Origin of the sequence: Streptomyces albus subsp. albus, from assembly GCF_000719865.1 — a bacterium.
Classification (GTDB): Bacteria; Actinomycetota; Actinomycetes; order Streptomycetales; family Streptomycetaceae; genus Streptomyces; species Streptomyces albus_E.
The window spans coordinates 112,091-128,774 of the sequence record NZ_JOID01000015.1; the positions used below are offsets into that span (position 1 = coordinate 112,091).

General features: G+C 73.9%; 18 protein-coding genes and 1 pseudogene. 11 read left to right on the forward strand and 8 right to left on the reverse strand.

Annotated features, from left to right (window positions below; all coding sequences use genetic code 11):
• Window positions 1-162: 162 nt before the first annotated feature.
• Together IF83_RS0116410 and IF83_RS0116415 are read right to left on the reverse strand one after the other, a co-directional pair.
• The gene (locus tag IF83_RS0116410; RefSeq protein ID WP_030544942.1) at window positions 163-432 is read right to left on the reverse strand and encodes a type II toxin-antitoxin system RelE family toxin; all 270 of its coding nucleotides are present in this window, start codon (window positions 430-432) and stop codon (window positions 163-165) included.
• Entirely contained in the window at window positions 425-691 is a 267-nt protein-coding gene (locus tag IF83_RS0116415) for a type II toxin-antitoxin system Phd/YefM family antitoxin (RefSeq protein WP_030544943.1), read from the reverse strand. The genes IF83_RS0116410 and IF83_RS0116415 overlap by 8 nt, the downstream gene beginning before the upstream one ends.
• 276 nt (window positions 692-967) lie before the next feature.
• Between IF83_RS0116415 and IF83_RS0116425 the strand changes: the two genes are divergently transcribed.
• The gene (locus tag IF83_RS0116425) at window positions 968-1,396 is read left to right on the forward strand and encodes a hypothetical protein (RefSeq protein WP_158711051.1); all 429 of its coding nucleotides are present in this window, start codon (window positions 968-970) and stop codon (window positions 1,394-1,396) included.
• Window positions 1,397-1,447: 51 nt separating this feature from the next.
• Here the strand turns inward: IF83_RS0116425 and IF83_RS0116430 are convergent, their stop codons facing one another.
• Together IF83_RS0116430 and IF83_RS33745 are read right to left on the reverse strand one after the other, a co-directional pair.
• Window positions 1,448-1,780: an SCO4225 family membrane protein gene (locus IF83_RS0116430; RefSeq protein ID WP_051722829.1), complete on the reverse strand. Its 333-nt coding sequence runs from the start codon at window positions 1,778-1,780 to the stop codon at window positions 1,448-1,450.
• A gap of 79 nt (window positions 1,781-1,859) precedes the next feature.
• Window positions 1,860-2,273, reverse strand: a pseudogene (locus IF83_RS33745) (BTAD domain-containing putative transcriptional regulator); the annotation flags it as partial.
• A gap of 382 nt (window positions 2,274-2,655) precedes the next feature.
• Between IF83_RS33745 and IF83_RS0116440 the strand changes: the two are divergent.
• From IF83_RS0116440 to IF83_RS0116450, 3 genes are all read left to right on the forward strand, one after another.
• Complete coding sequence (locus IF83_RS0116440; protein WP_051722830.1) at window positions 2,656-2,850, forward strand: sigma factor-like helix-turn-helix DNA-binding protein; 195 nt, start codon at window positions 2,656-2,658, stop codon at window positions 2,848-2,850.
• 219 nt (window positions 2,851-3,069) lie between these two features.
• Window positions 3,070-3,471 carry a BlaI/MecI/CopY family transcriptional regulator gene (locus IF83_RS0116445; protein WP_030544948.1) on the forward strand — a complete coding sequence of 134 codons (402 nt, stop codon included), beginning with the start codon at window positions 3,070-3,072 and terminating at the stop codon, window positions 3,469-3,471.
• Window positions 3,471-4,400, forward strand: a complete 930-nt coding sequence (locus tag IF83_RS0116450) for a M56 family metallopeptidase (protein ID WP_030544949.1) — start codon at window positions 3,471-3,473, stop codon at window positions 4,398-4,400. Before IF83_RS0116445 ends, IF83_RS0116450 begins: the two co-directional genes overlap by 1 nt.
• A gap of 87 nt (window positions 4,401-4,487) precedes the next feature.
• On the opposite strand, the gene IF83_RS0116455 is transcribed toward IF83_RS0116450, so the two are convergent.
• Window positions 4,488-5,513, reverse strand: coding sequence for a sporulation protein (locus IF83_RS0116455; protein ID WP_030544950.1), 1,026 nt, complete (start codon window positions 5,511-5,513; stop codon window positions 4,488-4,490).
• Window positions 5,514-5,604: 91 nt separating this feature from the next.
• The gene (locus IF83_RS0116460) at window positions 5,605-5,826 is read right to left on the reverse strand and encodes a hypothetical protein (RefSeq protein ID WP_030544951.1); all 222 of its coding nucleotides are present in this window, start codon (window positions 5,824-5,826) and stop codon (window positions 5,605-5,607) included.
• A 314-nt stretch (window positions 5,827-6,140) separates the two neighbouring features.
• Between IF83_RS0116460 and IF83_RS0116465 the strand changes: the two genes are divergently transcribed.
• The 7 genes from IF83_RS0116465 (at window position 6,141) to IF83_RS0116495 (ending at window position 13,842) form a co-directional block, all read left to right on the forward strand.
• Window positions 6,141-6,404, forward strand: coding sequence for a twin-arginine translocase TatA/TatE family subunit (locus IF83_RS0116465; RefSeq protein WP_030544952.1), 264 nt, complete (start codon window positions 6,141-6,143; stop codon window positions 6,402-6,404).
• A 269-nt stretch (window positions 6,405-6,673) separates the two neighbouring features.
• Window positions 6,674-8,329 (forward strand): S8 family peptidase, encoded by a 1,656-nt coding sequence (locus tag IF83_RS0116470; protein WP_078843558.1) that lies wholly within the window; start codon window positions 6,674-6,676, stop codon window positions 8,327-8,329.
• Between the two features lie 302 nt (window positions 8,330-8,631).
• Window positions 8,632-9,384 (forward strand): GntR family transcriptional regulator, encoded by a 753-nt coding sequence (locus IF83_RS0116475; RefSeq protein ID WP_030544954.1) that lies wholly within the window; start codon window positions 8,632-8,634, stop codon window positions 9,382-9,384.
• Window positions 9,385-9,692: 308 nt separating this feature from the next.
• Complete coding sequence (locus tag IF83_RS32145; RefSeq protein ID WP_078843532.1) at window positions 9,693-9,869, forward strand: SPOR domain-containing protein; 177 nt, start codon at window positions 9,693-9,695, stop codon at window positions 9,867-9,869.
• A gap of 10 nt (window positions 9,870-9,879) precedes the next feature.
• Entirely contained in the window at window positions 9,880-10,404 is a 525-nt protein-coding gene (locus tag IF83_RS0116485) for an NUDIX domain-containing protein (RefSeq protein WP_078843533.1), read from the forward strand.
• A 188-nt stretch (window positions 10,405-10,592) separates the two neighbouring features.
• Window positions 10,593-11,069, forward strand: a complete 477-nt coding sequence (locus IF83_RS0116490) for an ATP-binding protein (RefSeq protein ID WP_394297330.1) — start codon at window positions 10,593-10,595, stop codon at window positions 11,067-11,069.
• Window positions 11,070-11,208: 139 nt separating this feature from the next.
• Window positions 11,209-13,842, forward strand: coding sequence for a SpoIIE family protein phosphatase (locus IF83_RS0116495; RefSeq protein ID WP_051722831.1), 2,634 nt, complete (start codon window positions 11,209-11,211; stop codon window positions 13,840-13,842).
• 32 nt (window positions 13,843-13,874) lie between these two features.
• Here the strand turns inward: IF83_RS0116495 and IF83_RS0116500 are convergent, their stop codons facing one another.
• On the reverse strand, window positions 13,875-14,642 hold the full coding sequence (locus IF83_RS0116500; RefSeq protein WP_030544958.1) for a succinate dehydrogenase/fumarate reductase iron-sulfur subunit: 768 nt from the start codon (window positions 14,640-14,642) through the stop codon (window positions 13,875-13,877).
• The gene (locus IF83_RS0116505) at window positions 14,639-16,663 is read right to left on the reverse strand and encodes a fumarate reductase/succinate dehydrogenase flavoprotein subunit (RefSeq protein ID WP_030544959.1); all 2,025 of its coding nucleotides are present in this window, start codon (window positions 16,661-16,663) and stop codon (window positions 14,639-14,641) included. Before IF83_RS0116505 ends, IF83_RS0116500 begins: the two co-directional genes overlap by 4 nt.
• Window positions 16,664-16,684: the final 21 nt, after the last annotated feature.

Genomic DNA, 16,684 nt, shown 5'->3' on the forward strand with positions numbered 1-16,684 from the left:
GCGTCGATGGAGATGCAGCGTTTGTCCGGAGTGCGGGTCGGCGGACCGCGATGCTCACGGATCGCGGCCGGTCGTGACCCTTGTGCCCTTGGGGTGCCGCACTGGGCCAGGCTGCCCGGAGCTGCCGCGATGGGTTGTTCCGGCTGCTGGATTCTGGCTGGATCACGATCGCGACTCGTGGACCGTGGAGCGGTGGCCGACCTGAATCACCCATGCGACGAGTTCGCCGTTGTCGATGGTGTAGATGATGCGGTAGTCGCCGACCCGGAGGCGGCGGCGGTCGGGTTGGGACACGAGCGCCGTGGTGCTGAATCCGAGGGGGTCACTCTCCAGTTCCGTCAGCTTGGCCAGGATGCGCAGCGCCATGTCGCGGGGGACTTTCCGAAGCTCGGCCTGCGCCTCCGGCCGGAAGACGGTGCGGTACTCACTCACCGCGCGCCAGGGTTTCCTTCATGACGTCCTCGATGGGGACGCCGGGCGAGCGGTTTGCCATCCGCTCGTCGATGATGCGGTTGATCTCCCGCTCTTCCCACTGTTGGTACTTGCGCAGAACATCGATCGAGACGACGGCGGCGACTTCCTTTCCTCGTCGCGTGATCACGGTGGGCTGGTCATCGCGATCGGCCCGTTCGACGACCTCCGCAAGGTGCGCGCGGACGTCACGGATGGACTCTGTGGGCATCTGCGTCATGACTCAAAGGTACCGGGTGTACCGTGTGTACACAACGGGACGGCTCCGGAGATCAGTGAGGCTCTGCTCCGGCTCCGCCTCCACCTCCACGGACTGTCCTCGGCGATTTCGTGCCCGCGGCGGAGCGTTCCCGGGCTCCTCGGCGGCAAGACCGTCGAGCGGGCTGCCGGTCCGGGCCGGAGGGGGATCCGCGGCGCGGAGGACCGGGGCGGGGCCGGGGAACCGGGCCGGGGCTACTGTGGGCTGATTGACCGAGACCGTTCGGGGGCTGTGGTGATGCCGGTCAGGCGTGTGGTGCTTCCGCTCGTCATCTGGGTGGCCGTGGTGCCGTGGCTGCTCGCCACGGCCACGACCGTGCTCTGGGGGTTTGCGAAGGAACTGGAAGGGCTCTCGTTCGTCACATTCAGCACCCGGCTGTTGCTGGTGCCGTTGCTGCTGGCCGCCGAGGTCGTCGGCGTGGTGGCGGCCTTCCGGCGCCATGGCGGTCTGCGCTCCGACTTCTGGCCGGGAGCCGGGCTGGCGTTCGCTCTGCTGGCCCTGTTCACCGTGATGGGGGTCGGCGTGACGTGGGGCGAGTGGGGCGTGCTGCTGTGGATCTGGGCCCTGTACTCCGGCTATGTGTTCTTCGTGTTCGTCTTCGGCGGGATGGCCTGGAAGAAGGTCTTCGCCCGGACTTCCGTGCCGGTCGGTGGCGGTGTGATCTGAACGGGGGGCTGGTGCGGAGGCCGTCGGCGGCGCCGCACCGGCCGGGCGGGGTCAGGCGGTGGCGGTCCGGGCGCGCCACCGGCGCAGCAGGGCGCTGAACAGCCAGGAGTTGACCACCGCGGCCACCGCGAGCAGGACGAAGTAGGCCACCGTTCCGGCCGCGCCCTCCAGGGGGGAGACGAGGAGGAGGGCCAGGCCGGTGGGGAGCGTCGCGAACACCGGCCACACCCCCGCGAACGAGGCGTCCTCGTGCGCGACGAGGCCCGCGTCGAAGCCCACCCACAGCAGCAGGGCGGCGCACACCACCAGGTAGCCCCGGGCGATCCGGTTGTCCGCGACGCCGGCGAGGATCCGGTGCGGGGTGCCGGGCGTGTTGTTGCTCATCTTGTTCTGCCTCTCATGTCGCTCTGTTGGTAGGTCACTTGAAGAACCGTGGTGCCGTGGTGCTGTGCCGGTACGGCCCTCATCCGGGCACCGGCGCGGGCCGGTGGCTCCGCAGCGCGGCGTTCAGCCGGCGCAGCGCCGGGCCGGGCTCCACCCCGAGCTCGGCCAGCAGCAGCCGGCGGCACCGCTCGTACTCCCGCACCGCCTCGGCGGGCCGTCCGGCCCGTCCCAGGGAGCGCAGCAGCAGCGCCCAGGAGGATTCCCGCAGCGGCTGAAGGTCGGTCAGGCCGCGTGCCACGGCGACCGCCTGCCCACGGCATCCCTGGGCGAGCAGCACCTCCACGAGCAGCTCCCGGCCGGCGGTCCGGGCCTCCTCCAGCCGGCGGATCTCCCCCGCCGCGAACGGGTGGTCGGACGCCTCGGCCAGGGCGGGGCCGCGCCAGAGGCCCGGCGCGACCGCCGTGCGGACCGTGCCCGCCGGCCGGGGCGCCGGGTGCCGCCGCCTCCGCGCGGGACCCGCAGGCGCTCACCGGCGCCCTGCGCCGCCCGGGGCGGGCCGGGAGTGCGGAGTGCGGCGGGCCGGTGCCCGGCCGGTCCGGGTCCGGGGCACTGGACCGGGCCGGTGGTGCGGAGTTGCCCCGCTGGGCTGCGACAACGTCATGCCCCAAGCATTCCGCCCGCTCGGCGCTTCCTCGGCCGCCGGCACGAAAGACGTTTCTATCCCCGGGTGGAGAAGGCCCCGTCCCGCGGGAGGACGGCGCGGGCCGGGTACGGGCGGCCGTCCGGGTAACGGTGCGCCGCAGCCCACCGCCTCGCCGCGGCCGTGGTGAGCGCCGACGCCGCGCGCCGGCCCGGCCGGACGTCCCGGCGCGCCGGTGGCGAACCGAGCGCTGCGGGACCCGAGCGAGCGGCACCGGGAGGTGATCCGGCTCATGTACTACCAGCAGCAGAGCGTGGCGCAGGCGGCCGAGCATTTGGGCATCCCGCCGGGCACCGTCAAGTCCCGCACCCACCACGCCGTGCGGGCGCTGCGCGGGGTGCTGCTCACGCGTGGTCTGACGGAGGCGTGACGGGGCCTGACGCCCGTCATCGCGTCTCCTCCGGCCGGTCCGTCCGCGCCGGAACACGCCTGTCCTCCGGACCCGTTGGGCACCGGCATCCCGTCATCCCGTCATGCCGGGCGGGGCTCCGGAGGCGAGTTCCGCTCCGGACGCGGTGCCCGGCCGCTGTCGTCGGTACGATGGGCCGTTCGTTCTCGGCCGGGTGGCGCGGCCGTGGAGGGAGGGGTCATGGCGGAGCCGGGCGGCAGTGGTCCGCGGCCGCGGCGGCGGGGGCAGGGCGAGCTGGAGGCCCAGGTGCTGTCCGTGCTGCGCGAGGCCCCCGGGCCCGCGACCGCCGGATGGGTGCTGGACCGGCTCGACGGAGGCCTGGCCTACACCACCGTGATCACCATCCTCACCCGGCTGCACGCCAAGCAGGCCGTCACCCGGGAGCGGTCCGGCCGCTCCTTCACCTGGCAGGCGGCGTCGGACGAGGCGGGGCTCGCGGCGCTGCGCATGCGCCGGGTCCTGGACGGCGAGCCGGATAGGGAGGCGGTGCTGGCCAGCTTCGTCACCGCGCTGCCGCCCGACGACGAGCGGCTGCTGCGGGAGCTCCTGGACCGGGAAGCCGACGCGCCGGACGGCCGGTGATGGGCGTCTTCGTCTTCCTGCCGCTGGTGCTGCCCCTGACGGCCTGGCCCATCGCCCGGCTGGCCGAGCAGCATCTGCATCCCCGTGCCGCCACCCTGCTGCTGACGGGTGCCGCCGCCGTACTGGCCGTGTGCAGCACGCTCTGCCTGGCCCTGCTCATGGTCGTCGGCACCGCGCAGCTGCCCGGGAATCCGCTGCCGGACGGCTGGGCCGATCCGGAGGTGCGGGAGGCGGTCCCCTATGACGAGGTCCTGGGCGTCGCGGCCATCCCCGTGCTCAACGCCGTGGCCGGGGGCTGCGCGCTGACGCTCTGGCGTCACCGGCGGATGCGGCGCCGCCTGCGGCGGGCCCTGGACGGGCTGCCCGGCACACAGGTGGCCGTCCTGCCCGACGAGACCCCGTACGCCCACGCGCTGCCCGGCGGGCGGGGCCGCATCGTGGTGTCCGCGGGCATGCTGGCCGCCCTCGAACCCCGGGAGCGGCGGGCCCTGTTCGCCCATGAGCGGGTGCATCTGACGGCGCGGCACCACCGCCTGCTGCTGGTGGTCCAGCTGGCGGCCCGGGCCAACCCCTTTCTGCGGCCGCTGCGGACCGCGGTGTTCTTCGGGGTGGAGCGCTGGGCGGACGAGGAGGCGGCGCGCGCCGTCGGGGACCGGCGACTGGTGGCCCGCGCCATCGGCCGGGCCGCGCTGGTCTCCGCGGCGGCGCCCGCACCGGCCTTCGCCGGCTTCGCCTCGCCGGGGCCCGTGCCCCGCCGGGTCCGGGCGCTGCTGGCCCCGGAGCCGCCGGCCCGGGTCTGGCCGCCGGCGCGCACGGCCGCCGGGCTCGCCGCCTGGGCCGCGGCCATGGGCACCGCGGCCTCCGCCTTCTCCTCGGCGAACGCGGCCGTGGCGCTGTTCCTCGTCCTCCGCGCGGCGACCCCGCTCTGAGCCCGGGGCGGGGCCGGACGGGTCCGCCCGAGCCCTCTTGACGCGGGCGGCCCCGCCCGCGGCGGGGCCCGGACGCCTCGGGCGCGGTCAGCCCTCCTCGTCCTCCTCCTCGCCCTCGAAGGCGTCGCCGATCTCGTCGACGATCTCGGCGGCCACCAGACCCCCGGCGACGCCGACCGCCAGGCCGGCCGCGCCGGCCGCGATGGCGGTCCCCGTCCCCGGGCCGGAACCGTGACCGCCGTGGTGGTGGCCGCCGTGGTGGTGGTCGTCCTTGAACCCGGCCCCGCCTCCGTAGGGGTCGACCTGCCCGTACGGCGCTGGGGCCGGAGAGCCGTACGCGGCCCGGTGCTCGACGAGCTGCCGGACCCAGGCGTCGACCTCGGCGGCCCAGTCGCGCGAAGCGGCCTCCTCATGGCCGACGGTGTGCCGGCTCAGGGCGTCGTGGCCGCCGGAGAACAGCCCGCCGCGCTTGTCGGCCTCCAGGACGACCTCCACCCCGGCGGGACCGGCGAGGAAGGTCACCTCGATCTCGTTCACCGCGTGCGCGTACTGAGGGGCGGGGGACAGCTCGATCTCCTGGTAGAACGGCAGTTGCTGCCCGGTGCCGTGGATGCGGCCCAGCTCCAGGTCGGCGGACGTGAACCCGAAACCGAGCCGGCCGAGCGCCTCCAGTACGGCCTCCTGGACGGGCAGCGGACGGACGGACAGCGCGTCCAGGTCGCCCTTGTCCTTCGCCCCGGCCACCGCCAGCTCGGTGCGCACCCCCAGGACCACGCCGAGCGGCTGTCCGTGGAGCTCCGTGACGGGGGTCTCCCACGGCAGCGTCACGGCGAACGGGACCGACCGCTCCTCGCCCCCGGCGAGCCGGAAGCCGCCGCCCACCGTGAAGCGCTCGAAGGCGACCGCGCCCTCCCGCTCGCCCTCCTCGTGCTCGGCCTCGACCCGTGCCACCAGCTCCAGCGTGATCTGCTCGATCTCGAAGTCCACGCTCCCGCCCCGCAGACGCACCTGTCCGCGCAGGACTCCGCCGGGCGGTACGGCGCCACCCTCCAGGACCGTGTCCACGGTCGGTCCGCCGACCCCGAGAGATCCCAGCAGCCGTTTGAACACCATCGCGGCGTTCACTCCTTCTCGTTCGTTCCTCGCCGGCGCCGCCGCACCGCCGTCCGGACTCCCCGGTGACGGCCCGGCGCGCGGCTCACGGTCACTTGTCCGATGCGTCCAGTGCCACCAGGGCCCGGGCCCAGCGGGCGTACTTCAGCGACCCCAGGTCGGCGACCGTCTTCACGCCGAACGCCTCCCGCAGCAGCTCGCCGTCACGGTCCGACACCCCTTTGAGGGCCGATACGGGTGCGGCCAGGACCTCGGGGAGGCTCTTGTCCGCCCACGCCTTGTCCAGCACCTTGTCCAGGTCGATCGAAGCCACCGTGTCCTCCTGAAGTTCATCCGCCGGTCCGGGCACAGACGCTTGCCGCACCACCGCCCGGGGCATGCTCCGGCCGGCGGCCGACGGGCCGTCTGTTCATCTTCTACATGCGTGTAGAAGAATAGGCCGCCCGGCGTCGCGCCGTCCGCGGAGCGGGGGTCCCGGCGGGGGAACGTCCGAAAGACGCGGTCTCCCGGCCCCGTCCGGCCCGGAGGGTCCCGGGTTCCGGCGGGTGCCGGACCGGGCGGGCCCTCCGGCGGGGGCGACTTTCGGACAGACGGGGCAACCATCGGTGCGCAGAAGGGAATACACGGATGTTCGGGATCAGCGAAATCGCCCTCATCCTCATCGTCGTCGTCGTGCTGCTCGGGGCCAAGAAGCTCCCTGAGCTGGCGCGTTCGCTGGGGAAGTCGGCCCGGATCCTCAAGAGCGAGGCCAGGGCCATGAAGGGAGGCGGCGGGGCCGGCTCCGGCGGCGGGGCCTCGGAGCCGTCGGCCCCGCACGTCATCCGGGCGGCGCCCGGCGATGTCGTCTCCCGTCCGGACGGTGATCCGGGGAGCGGGACGCCACGGCCCTGAACGCACCGGGCGGCCCTGAACGGGGCGGCGGCGCCCGGGGCCGTCCGGACGGTGAACTCCCGCTGAAACGCCGGTGACCAATGGGGCGCGCGCACCCTTGTGCGCGGGCCCGGGGGTCGGCCACTCTTGCGTCGGCGAGCGCCCGTGCACGTCCGTCGGCGCCGCCGCGCCCCGGCCCGCACGCGCCCCGCTCCGTACGCTGCCCGGCCGCCGGTTCCGGGGCGCCCACCCCCGCGCGCCCTCTCCGAGAAGGACCCCCCATGGCAGTGATGCGCAGACCCAGGCCCACCCCGCAGGCCCGTCACACCCGGCAGTTATGGCCCTCGCCGCGCTCGCCGCGCACCCGGCTCCGAGCCGTCCTCCCGCGGCACCTTTCCGTCCGGCCGGCCCTCGCGGCCGGTGCCGCGCTCGTCCTCGGCGCGGTCTGGGCCCTGCCCGCAGCGGCCGCCGCGCCCGCGGAGGGCGAGATCCTCGGCGCCGGCGGCGCCGGAGTGGTCGAGGACAGCTACATCGTCGTCCTCGACGAGGGCGCCCCCGCGGCGGACTCCCGGCCGGGCCGCGCACTGGCCGAGCGGTACGGCGGTGAGATAGCCGAGACCTATGACGCGGCGCTCAACGGCTTCGCGCTCGAACTGCCGGAGCGCCAGGCCCGGCGGCTGGCGGCCCATCCCGATGTCGCCGCGGTCCACCGCAACCGGACCGTCACCGCGGCCGCGACCCAGCCCGACCCGCCCTCCTGGGGACTGGACCGGATCGACCAGCGCGAGCTTCCCCTCGACTCCGGCTACACCTATCCCGACTCCGCAGGCGAGGGCGTCACCGCGTACGTCATCGACACCGGAGTCCGCGTCAGCCACGAGGACTTCGGCGGCCGGGCGTCGTACGGCTACGACGCCGTCGACGGCGACACGTCCGCCGACGACGGCGTCGGCCACGGCACCCACGTGGCCGCCACCATCGCGGGCACGCAATACGGCGTGGCCAAGAAGGCCGACATCGTCGCGGTCCGCGTGCTGGACGACAACGGCGCGGGCACCGAGGCGGGCGTCATCGCCGGCATCGACTGGGTGACGAAGAACGCCGTCAAGCCGGCCGTCGCCAACCTCAGCCTGGGCGGCGGTGCCAGTGACGCCCTGGACGCCGCGGTCCGGAACTCCATCGCCTCCGGCGTGACCTATGTCGTGGCGGCGGGCAACTCCGGTACGGACGCCGCCACTTCCTCCCCCGCCCGGGTGACCGAGGCCGTGACGGTCGGTTCCGTCACCCGGGCCGGCGCACGCTCCGGCTTCTCCAACTACGGCGAGAGCGTGGACCTCTTCGCCCCCGGCTCCTCCATCACCTCCGCCACCAACACCGGGGACACGGCCACCGACACCGCGTCCGGCACCTCGATGGCCGCACCCCATGTGACGGGCGCGGCCGCGCTCCTGCTCGGCGACCGGCCCTCGGCCTCCCCGGCGGAGATCTCCGGCTCCCTCGTCGAGTCCGCGGTACCGGGCACCGTGGGCGACCGCGGGGACGGATCGCCGGACCGGCTGCTGCACATCGGCGAGCAGGCGGGCGGCGGCGGCCAGGGGCCGGCCGTCGCGCGGTTCGAGAACACCGCCGACCTCCTCATCGCGGGCGGCGCGGTCACCGAGTCCGCCATCGCCGTGTCCGGGGTCGGGGGTGACGCCCCGGCCGACCTGGAGGTCGAGGTCGACATCCGGTTCGCCTGGAGCGAGAGCCTCCGGATCGAACTGGTGGCCCCGGGCGGCTCCGTCCACGTCCTGAAGGAGACCGGCCCCGACGGCGTCGCGGAGAGCACCGCCCGCTACACGGTGGACGCCTCCGGCGAGACGGCGGACGGTGTCTGGACGCTCCGCGTCCACGACCCGGCCTCCGCGAAGCCCGGCTTCCTCAACTCCTGGGCCCTGCGCTTCTGATCCGCCCGGGCACCACCCGGACCGCCCGCGCCACCACCGTCGCCGCCCCGTCCCGCTCCGTCATGCCGCGGGGCGGGACGGGGCGGGACCGTCGGCACGACCGCCCATCGCGGGACTCGGCCGGATCCCCGGACGCAGCACACCCGGCGCACACGGCGCACGCGCGCCGCTTCCCCGGCCGGGTCCGTTCATGCCTGCTCCCACCCAGCATCAGCCCTTCGGGCGAATCTTTGGCCTTCGCTTGCGGTGGCAACTCTCGGTTGCCAAGCTGTCGCAGAATGTCAACTCGTTGGGAGGGGCACGTGTCCTTCGGTGAGCAGCCCGCGTATCTCAGGGTCGCCGGCGACCTGCGGCAGAAGATCGTCGACGGCTCCCTGGCGCCGCACACCAGACTCCCCTCCCAGGCCCGCATCCGCGCGGAGTACGGCGTCTCCGACACCGTGGCCCTGGAGGCCCGCAAGGTGCTGATGGCAGAGGGCCTGGTGGAGGGCCGGTCGGGCTCGGGCACCTATGTGCGGGAGCGCGTGGAGCCGCGCCGCATCGCGCGGACCGGATACCGCTCCACCGGTGACAGCACCCCCTTCCGGCAGGAGCAGGCCGACGAGCGGGTGCCCGGCACCTGGGAGTCGCGCAGCGAGCAGGAGGCCGCCCCCGCCGAGATCGCCCGGCGGCTCGGCACCGAGCCCGGTGACCGCGTCATGTGCACGCGCTATCTCCACCGCGCCGAGGGGGAGCCGATGATGATCGTCACCTCCTGGGAGCCGCTGGCGGTCACCGGCCGCACGCCCGTGATGCTGCCGGAGGAGGGGCCGCTGGCCGGGCGCGGGGTGGTCGACCGGATGGCGGCGATCGACGTGGTCGTGGACAACGTCCAGGAGGAGGTCGGGGCGCGGCCGGGGCTCGCGGAGGAGACGCGGCTGCTCGGCGGGGTCCCCGGCCGGGTGGTCATCGTCGTCTCCCGGACATTCTTCGCCTCGGGCCGGGCGGTGGAGACGGCCGACGTGGTGATCCCGGCGGACAGCTACCGCCTCTCGTACCACCTCCCCGTCCGGTAGCCGCCGGGGAGCCGCCGGGGAGCCGCCCCGCCGCCCGCTTCCGCGCCCCGGGAATTCCCCGCCCCGTCACCTGCCCGAGGCTTTCCGCCCCGCCCGGGAGCCCGAACCGCCGTCACGGCTGTCGCGGGCAGGGGATGCCGGGGCGCGTTTCCCTGCTCGAACGAGTGGCCGGATGCGTGCCTCTTCGTGCAAACTCGTATCCGCTCCGTGAGGGCCCGGCGTAGGCTCGGGCATATGCAGACTGCTGTTTCCTCACAGAACGGAATCCTGTGCGCGGGCTCGCGCGCCCCGGCGCGGGAGGGGCGGCGATGAGCGACAGCGGTCCCGCCCTCCCCTGGCTCGTCATACGCGAGGACGGGAACGGCAATCGCTACCGCGTCGGCGCTTACGCGACCCGCGCGGAGGCGGAGAAGGCCAGGGCCCGGCTCCACCGGTCCGGGGGTGAACAGCTGTACGTGGTCGAGCGCGTGGCCCGCGGCTCGTAGAGTCCGGCCCATGACGGAAGACCCCGGAAGACGCGGACCGGCGGGGGACGGGCGGGCTGCGGACGCGAGCGCCCCGGAGCCCGGACCCCCGCCCCCGGCCGCCGCGCGCGTGGTCGTCGGCGGCGCCGTCCTGCGCGGCGGGCGGCTGCTGGCGGCCCGGCGCAGCGCGCCGCCCGCGCTCGCCGGCCGCTGGGAACTGCCCGGCGGCAAGGTCGAGCCGGGCGAGACGGCGCCCGAGGCCCTGGTGCGCGAACTCCGCGAGGAGCTGGGGGTGGAGGCCGTCCCCCTGGCCCGGATTCCCGGTACCTGGCCCCTCTCGCCGCCGTACGTCCTCCAGGTGTGGACGGCCGAGCTGCTCTCCGGCGAGCCCGAGCCGCTGCAGGACCACGACGAGCTGCGCTGGCTGACGCCCGCGCGGGTGGGCGAGGTGGACTGGCTGGACCAGGACCGCCCCGCCGTGGCCGAGGTGGCGCGGCGGCTGGCGGCGGACGCCGGCGGCGCCGGCGAAGACGGGGCGCGCGCCGGGGCGGGGTGACGCGGGGGTGTGGCACGCGCCGGGCGCGCTGCGCCGTTCGTGCCACAGGAGCTGCGGCAATGAGCGGTAATGGGATATTCACGCCGCGATATCGGGTAGGCGATGCTTCGGCCGGATACGTCCGGCCGGAGTCCGCCAGCAATCCCTGATCGGGCGGTGACGCCCGGCTCCCGTCACCCGGTTGGGAAGTGGTCGGTGTGAGCGACACCACAGGTTCTTCCGAACCGGCGGTCCCGCTCTCCTTCCGCCCTGCCGGTGCCGTGGCCCCCGGTACCCCTCCCCTGGAGGGGTACGTGGCCGAATGGAGCTTCCCCGCCGGGCCGGAGGCGCTGCGCGGCGCCCGCGCGCTGACCCGGGCCACGCTGGGGGAGTGGCGGCTGAACGCTGTGAGCGATATCACCGTACTGCTGGTCAGTGAGTTGGTGACCAACTCTCTGCGGTATGCGAGCGGCCCGATCGGAGTCCGTATGGAGCGCACCCCGAACCGTACTCTTGTGGTCGAAGTGTCCGATCCTCTGCCCGATCCGCCCCTGACGCGCGTCGCCGCCCCGGAGGACGAGGGGGGCCGCGGCCTGCAACTGGTGGCCGGTGTGTCCCACCGCTGGGGTGCCCGGCGGGGGAGATCGGGGAAGACGGTGTGGTTCGAGCTGGTCATCTCCGGTTAGGAGAGAGAAAGGACCTGATCACGTCCGATTCAACAGTTGAAACCGTGCTGTGATCGTGAAGGCCGTGTTCCGGATGGCGTTGGTGCTGGATACTCGGCCCATGCCGGTCCGGGCAAGGTGAGCTGGAGGGGACGGGCGCGTGAGCGAAATACCAGCGGGGCCGGGATCGGCCGGTGAGGGAACCGGTGTGCCCGCGTGGCAGGGGCACCCGCCCGGCTCGATCTACGACTACATCGGGGTGGCCTCCTTCTCACTGGGGCCGGACGGCCGGATCACCCAGTGGAGCGACCGGGCCGCGGAACAACTCGGCATCCCCGCCCGCGAAGCGCTCGGCAAGGACCCGGTCGAAGCCTTCCTCCGGCCCGATCTGCGGGACCGGGGACGCCGCAAGATGGCCGGCATCATGGACGGCCGCGAGTGGGTCGGCCTGGTGCCCTACCGGGCCGCCGACACCTCCGGGACCCACGGCCTCGCCGAGGTCTATGTGATGCCGGCCGATACCGAGAAGGGCGAACGCGGCGCCGTCTGCATCGTGGTCGACGTCCGCGCCCTCCGCGGGATCGAGACCGACCTGGCCGTCTCGGAGGCGGTTTTCGGCCAATCTCCGATGGGCTTCATGCTGTTCGGCACGGACCTCCGGCTCATGCGCGTCAACGAGCGCTTCGCCACCGTCTTCGGCGGGACCCCCGAGTCCCACCGCGGCCGCGTCCCCGCCGACTACCTCCCGCCCGGCGAGGCCGACCGGCTGGAGAACGCGGTCCGCAAGGTGCTGGAGACCGGCAGCTCCATCACCGACCTCCAACTCCTCGGCTCCGTACGGGGCGAGGAGGACCAGCACCGCTGGACCGTCAACCTCTACCGGCTGCACAACGCGGCCGGGCGCCCCATCGGCGTGGCCGGCCTCGGCACCGACGTCACCCGGCGGCGGAACGCCGAACGCGAGGCCGCCAGCGCCCGGCGCAACCTCGCCCTGCTGAACGCCGCCGGCGCCCGGATCGGCAACTCCCTCGATCTGGAGACCACCTCCCGGGAACTGCTCGCGGTGGCCGTGCCGCAGTTCTGCGACATCGCCTCCGTCGACCTCTTCCAGGGGCTCCTCAGCCGGGACGAGGCCCCGTTCTCCGCGAAGATCGGCCGCGAGCCGGTGCCCGGGCTGGCCGACGGCAGCGCCGAGATGCGCCGGGTCGCCTTCGCCAGCGCCGTCTCGGGCGCCCCGCTGCCGCTCTCCGATCCCGGCGAGGGGGAGGAACGGCGGAGCGCGAGCTCACCGGTGAAGGTGGGCGCCGTGCACCGGTACCCCTTCGACTCCTCGCTCGCCGACGCCCTGCGCACCGGCCGCACCCACGTCGTCCCCGGCTGGGGCAGCGACGACCGGCCCGATCTGGCCGCGATCGTGCAGTCCACCCTGGCCGTGCCGATGATCGCGCACGACACCGTGGTCGGCCTCGTCCGCTTCTCCCGGGTGAAGGGCAGCGAGCCGTTCGGCGAGCGCGATCTGGGGCTGGCCGCCGAGCTGGCCTCCCGCGCCGCCGTCTGCATCGACAACGCCCGCCTCTACCGCCGCGAGCACGAGCGCGCGCTGATCCTCCAGCGCAGCCTGCTGCCCCCCGGCGACCCGGAGGCGGCGGGCCTCGACATCGCCTGCCGCTATCTGCCCGGCACCACCGCCACCGAGGTCGGCGGCGACTGGTTCGACGTCATCGAACTGCCCGGCCACCGCACGGCGCTGGTCGTCGGCGACGTCATGGGCCGTGGCCTGCGCGCCGCCGTCGCCATGGGCGAACTGCGCACCGCCGTCCGCACCCTGGCCATGCTCGACCTGGAACCCGCCGAGGTGCTCTCCCATCTGGACGAGATCGCCCGCGGCCTGGGCGCCCCCGCCGGCGTCCACGGCACCCAGAGCGGATCGCGCTCGGCGGCCCGGAACGGCCGCGAGGCCGACGACCTCTCCGAGGTCTACCTCGCCACCTGCGTCTACGCGGTCTACGACCCCGTCACCCGGCGCTGCACCTTCGCCAACGCCGGTCATCTGCCGCCCGTCCTGGTGGAGCCCGGCGAATCGGCGCTGATGATGGAGGTCCCCACCGGGATGCCGCTCGGCGTCGGCGGGGAGCCCTTCGAGGAGGTCGAGGTCGAGCTCCCCGACGGGGCGCTGCTCGCCCTCTACACCGACGGCCTCGTCGAGTCCCGCGAACACCCGCTGGAGGAGGGGCTGCAGGCGTTCCGCGCCGCCCTGGACAACCAGGGCCGGCCGCTGGAGGACGTGGCCGACCATGTGCTGAACACCCTGCACACCCAGCACGGCGAGGACGACACCGCCCTGCTGATGGCCCGGGTGCAGGGGCTGCCGGCGGAGTCCGTCGGCGACTGGACGCTGCTGCGCGAGCCGCAGTCGGTCTCCCGGGCCCGGGAACTGGCCCGGGACCAGGTGGTGGCCTGGGGCCTGGAGGAGCTCGTCGACACCACCGAACTGCTGGTCAGTGAGCTGGTCACCAACGCCCTGCGGTACGGCGAGGGAGAGATCCGGCTGCGCCTGCTGCTGGACCGCACCCTGGTCTGCGAGGTGTGGGACAGCGGCCTGGTGCAGCCCCGGCGCCGCCGCGCCCGCGACACCGACGAGGGCGGCCGCGGACTGCAGCTCGTCGGGCTGCTCAGCAGCGGCTGGGGCAGCCGGCGCACCCCGCGCGGCAAGACCGTCTGGTTCGAACTCGCCCTGCCGGACGGGGAGTCGCCCGGTACGGACCCGGTCGAGGCGCTCCTCAGCCTCTACTGACGCCCCGGGCCGCCGGCTTCCGCCGCGGGGGATCAGGCCCCGCGGCGGCGGATCTTCGAGCCGAGCCAGACCAGCGGGTCGTAACGGCGGTCGGCCACCCGCTCCTTCATCGGGATCAGCGCGTTGTCCGTGATCTTGATGTTCTCGGGGCAGACCTCCGTGCAGCACTTGGTGATGTTGCAGTAGCCGAGGCCGTGCTCCTCCTGGGCCGTGGACTTCCGGTCGAGGCCGGTCTCCGCGGCGGCGTCCAGCGGGTGCATGTCCAGCTCGGCGACGCGCATCAGGAAGCGCGGCCCGGAGAAGGCGGCCTTGTTCTCCTCGTGGTCCCGCACCACATGGCAGACGTCCTGGCAGAGGAAGCACTCGATGCACTTCCGGAACTCCTGCGAGCGGTTCACGTCCTCCTGCCGCATCCGGTACTCGCCGGGGGCCAGCCCGGGCGGCGGGACGAAGGCGGGCACCTCCCGGGCCTTGGCGTAGTTGAACGACACATCCGTCACGAGGTCCCGCAGCACCGGGAAGGCGCGCAGCGGGGTGATCGTGACCGGCGCGGTGAGGTCGAGGACCGACATCCGGGTCATGCAGAGCAGCCGCGGCCGGCCGTTGATCTCGGCGCTGCACGAACCGCACTTGCCCGCCTTGCAGTTCCAGCGGACCGCGAGATCCGGGGCCTGGGTCGCCTGGAGGCGGTGGATGGCGTCGAGGACGACCTCGCCCTCGTTGACCTCGACGTCGAAGTCCGCCAGACCGCCGCCCTCGGCGTCGCCCCGCCAGACCCTGAAGTGAACGGTGTGGGTCACAGGGAAAGCTCCTCATCGGACAGGTACTTGCCCAGTTCGTCCTTCTCGAACAGGGCGAGCAGATCACTGCGGACGGGTGGGGCGGTGGAACGGGTGAGCTCGATCCGGCCGGGGGAGGCGGCGGACGCGGAGGTGGACGCGGTGGCGGACGCGGAGGCGGCGGCTGCCGGTCCGTCCTTCTCCGCGGCCAGGGAGCAGAGCAGGTTGATCCGCCGCCAGGCGCGGTCCATGCCCGGATGGTCCTCGCGGGTGTGGCCGCCGCGGCTCTCCTCGCGCTCCAGCGCGGCACGGGCCACGCACTCGCCGACCAGCAGCATGTTCCGCAGGTCCAGGGCGAGATGCCAGCCCGGGTTGAACTGGCGGTGGCCCTCCACCCCCACGCGCCGGGCGCGGGCCCGCAGCCCGTCCAGGCGCTCCAGAGCCTCGGCCATCTCGCCGCCGCGCCGGATGATGCCGACGAGGTCGTTCATCGTCTGCTGGAGCTCCTGGTGGAGCGTGTACGGGTTCTCGGCACCGGGGCCCTCTCCGGCGCCGCCCTCCGCCGCGCCGAACGGGCGGAGCGCCTCGGCGACGGCCGCGTCCACGGCGGTCTCGCGCACCGCCGGCGGCGCGGAGGCGGCCGCCCCCAGGGCGTACTCCGCGGCGTGCAGCCCGGCGCGGCGGCCGAACACCAGCAGGTCCGAGAGGGAGTTGCCGCCCAGCCGGTTGGAGCCGTGCATGCCGCCGGCGACCTCGCCCGCCGCGTACAGGCCGCTCACCCCGCGCGCCTGCGCCGTGTCCGGCTCCACCCAGACACCGCCCATCACGTAGTGGCAGGTCGGGCCGACCTCCATCGGCTCGGCCGTGATGTCGACGTCGGCCAGCTCCTTGAACTGGTGGTACATCGACGGCAGCCGGCGGCGGATCGTCTCGGCGGGGATGCGCGTGGAGACGTCCAGGAAGACCCCGCCGTGCGGGGAGCCGCGCCCGGCCTTGACCTCGGCGTTGATGGCGCGGGCCACCTCGTCGCGGGGGAGCAGCTCGGGCGGGCGGCGGTTGTGGTCCGGGTCCTCGTACCAGCGGTCGCCCTCCGTCTCCGTCCGCGCGTACTTCTCCTTGAAGACATCGGGGACGTAGTCGAACATGAACCGCTTGCCCTCGCTGTTGCGGAGCACGCCGCCGTCGCCGCGGACGGACTCGGTGACGAGGATGCCCTTCACGGACGGTGGCCAGACCATGCCGGTGGGATGGAACTGGACGAACTCCATGTTGGTCAGCCGGGCGCCCGCGAGAAGGGCCAGCGCGTGCCCGTCGCCGGTGTACTCCCAGGAGTTGGAGGTCACCTTGAAGGACTTGCCGATGCCGCCGGTCGCCAGCACCACGGCGGGCGCCCGGAGGACGAAGAACCGGCCGGACTCGCGCTCGTAGCCGAACACCCCGGAGACCCGGCCGCCGCCTGCCTCACCGGCTTCCCCGCCCGCTCCCTCCGCGTCCCCCTCGCCGTCCATGAGGACACGAGTGACGGTGCACTCCTGGAAGACCTTCAGCCGGGCCTCGTGGTCGCCGTGCTCCCGGAAGTCCTCCTGCTGCAGCGCGACGATCTTCTGCTGGAGGGTGCGGATCAGTTCCAGGCCCGTGCGGTCGCCGACGTGCGCGAGCCGCGGGTACTCGTGGCCGCCGAAATTGCGCTGCGAGATGCGGCCGTCGGCGGTGCGGTCGAAGAGGGCGCCCCAGGTCTCCAGTTCCCACACCCGGTCGGGTGCCTCGCGGGCGTGCAGCTCGGCCATCCGCCAGTCGTTGAGGAACTTCCCGCCGCGCATCGTGTCGCGGAAGTGGACCTGCCAGTTGTCGCCCTCGTTGACGTTGCCCATGCTGGCCGCGATACCGCCCTCGGCCATCACCGTGTGGGCCTTGCCGAACAGGGACTTGCAGATGACCGCGGTGCGCGCGCCCCGCTCGCGGGCCTCGATGGCGGCGCGCAGCCCGGCGCCGCCGGCACCGACCACGACCACGTCCCAGGCCTGCTGTTCCGGTTGGGTCATCGCCTACGTTGTCCTATCCCT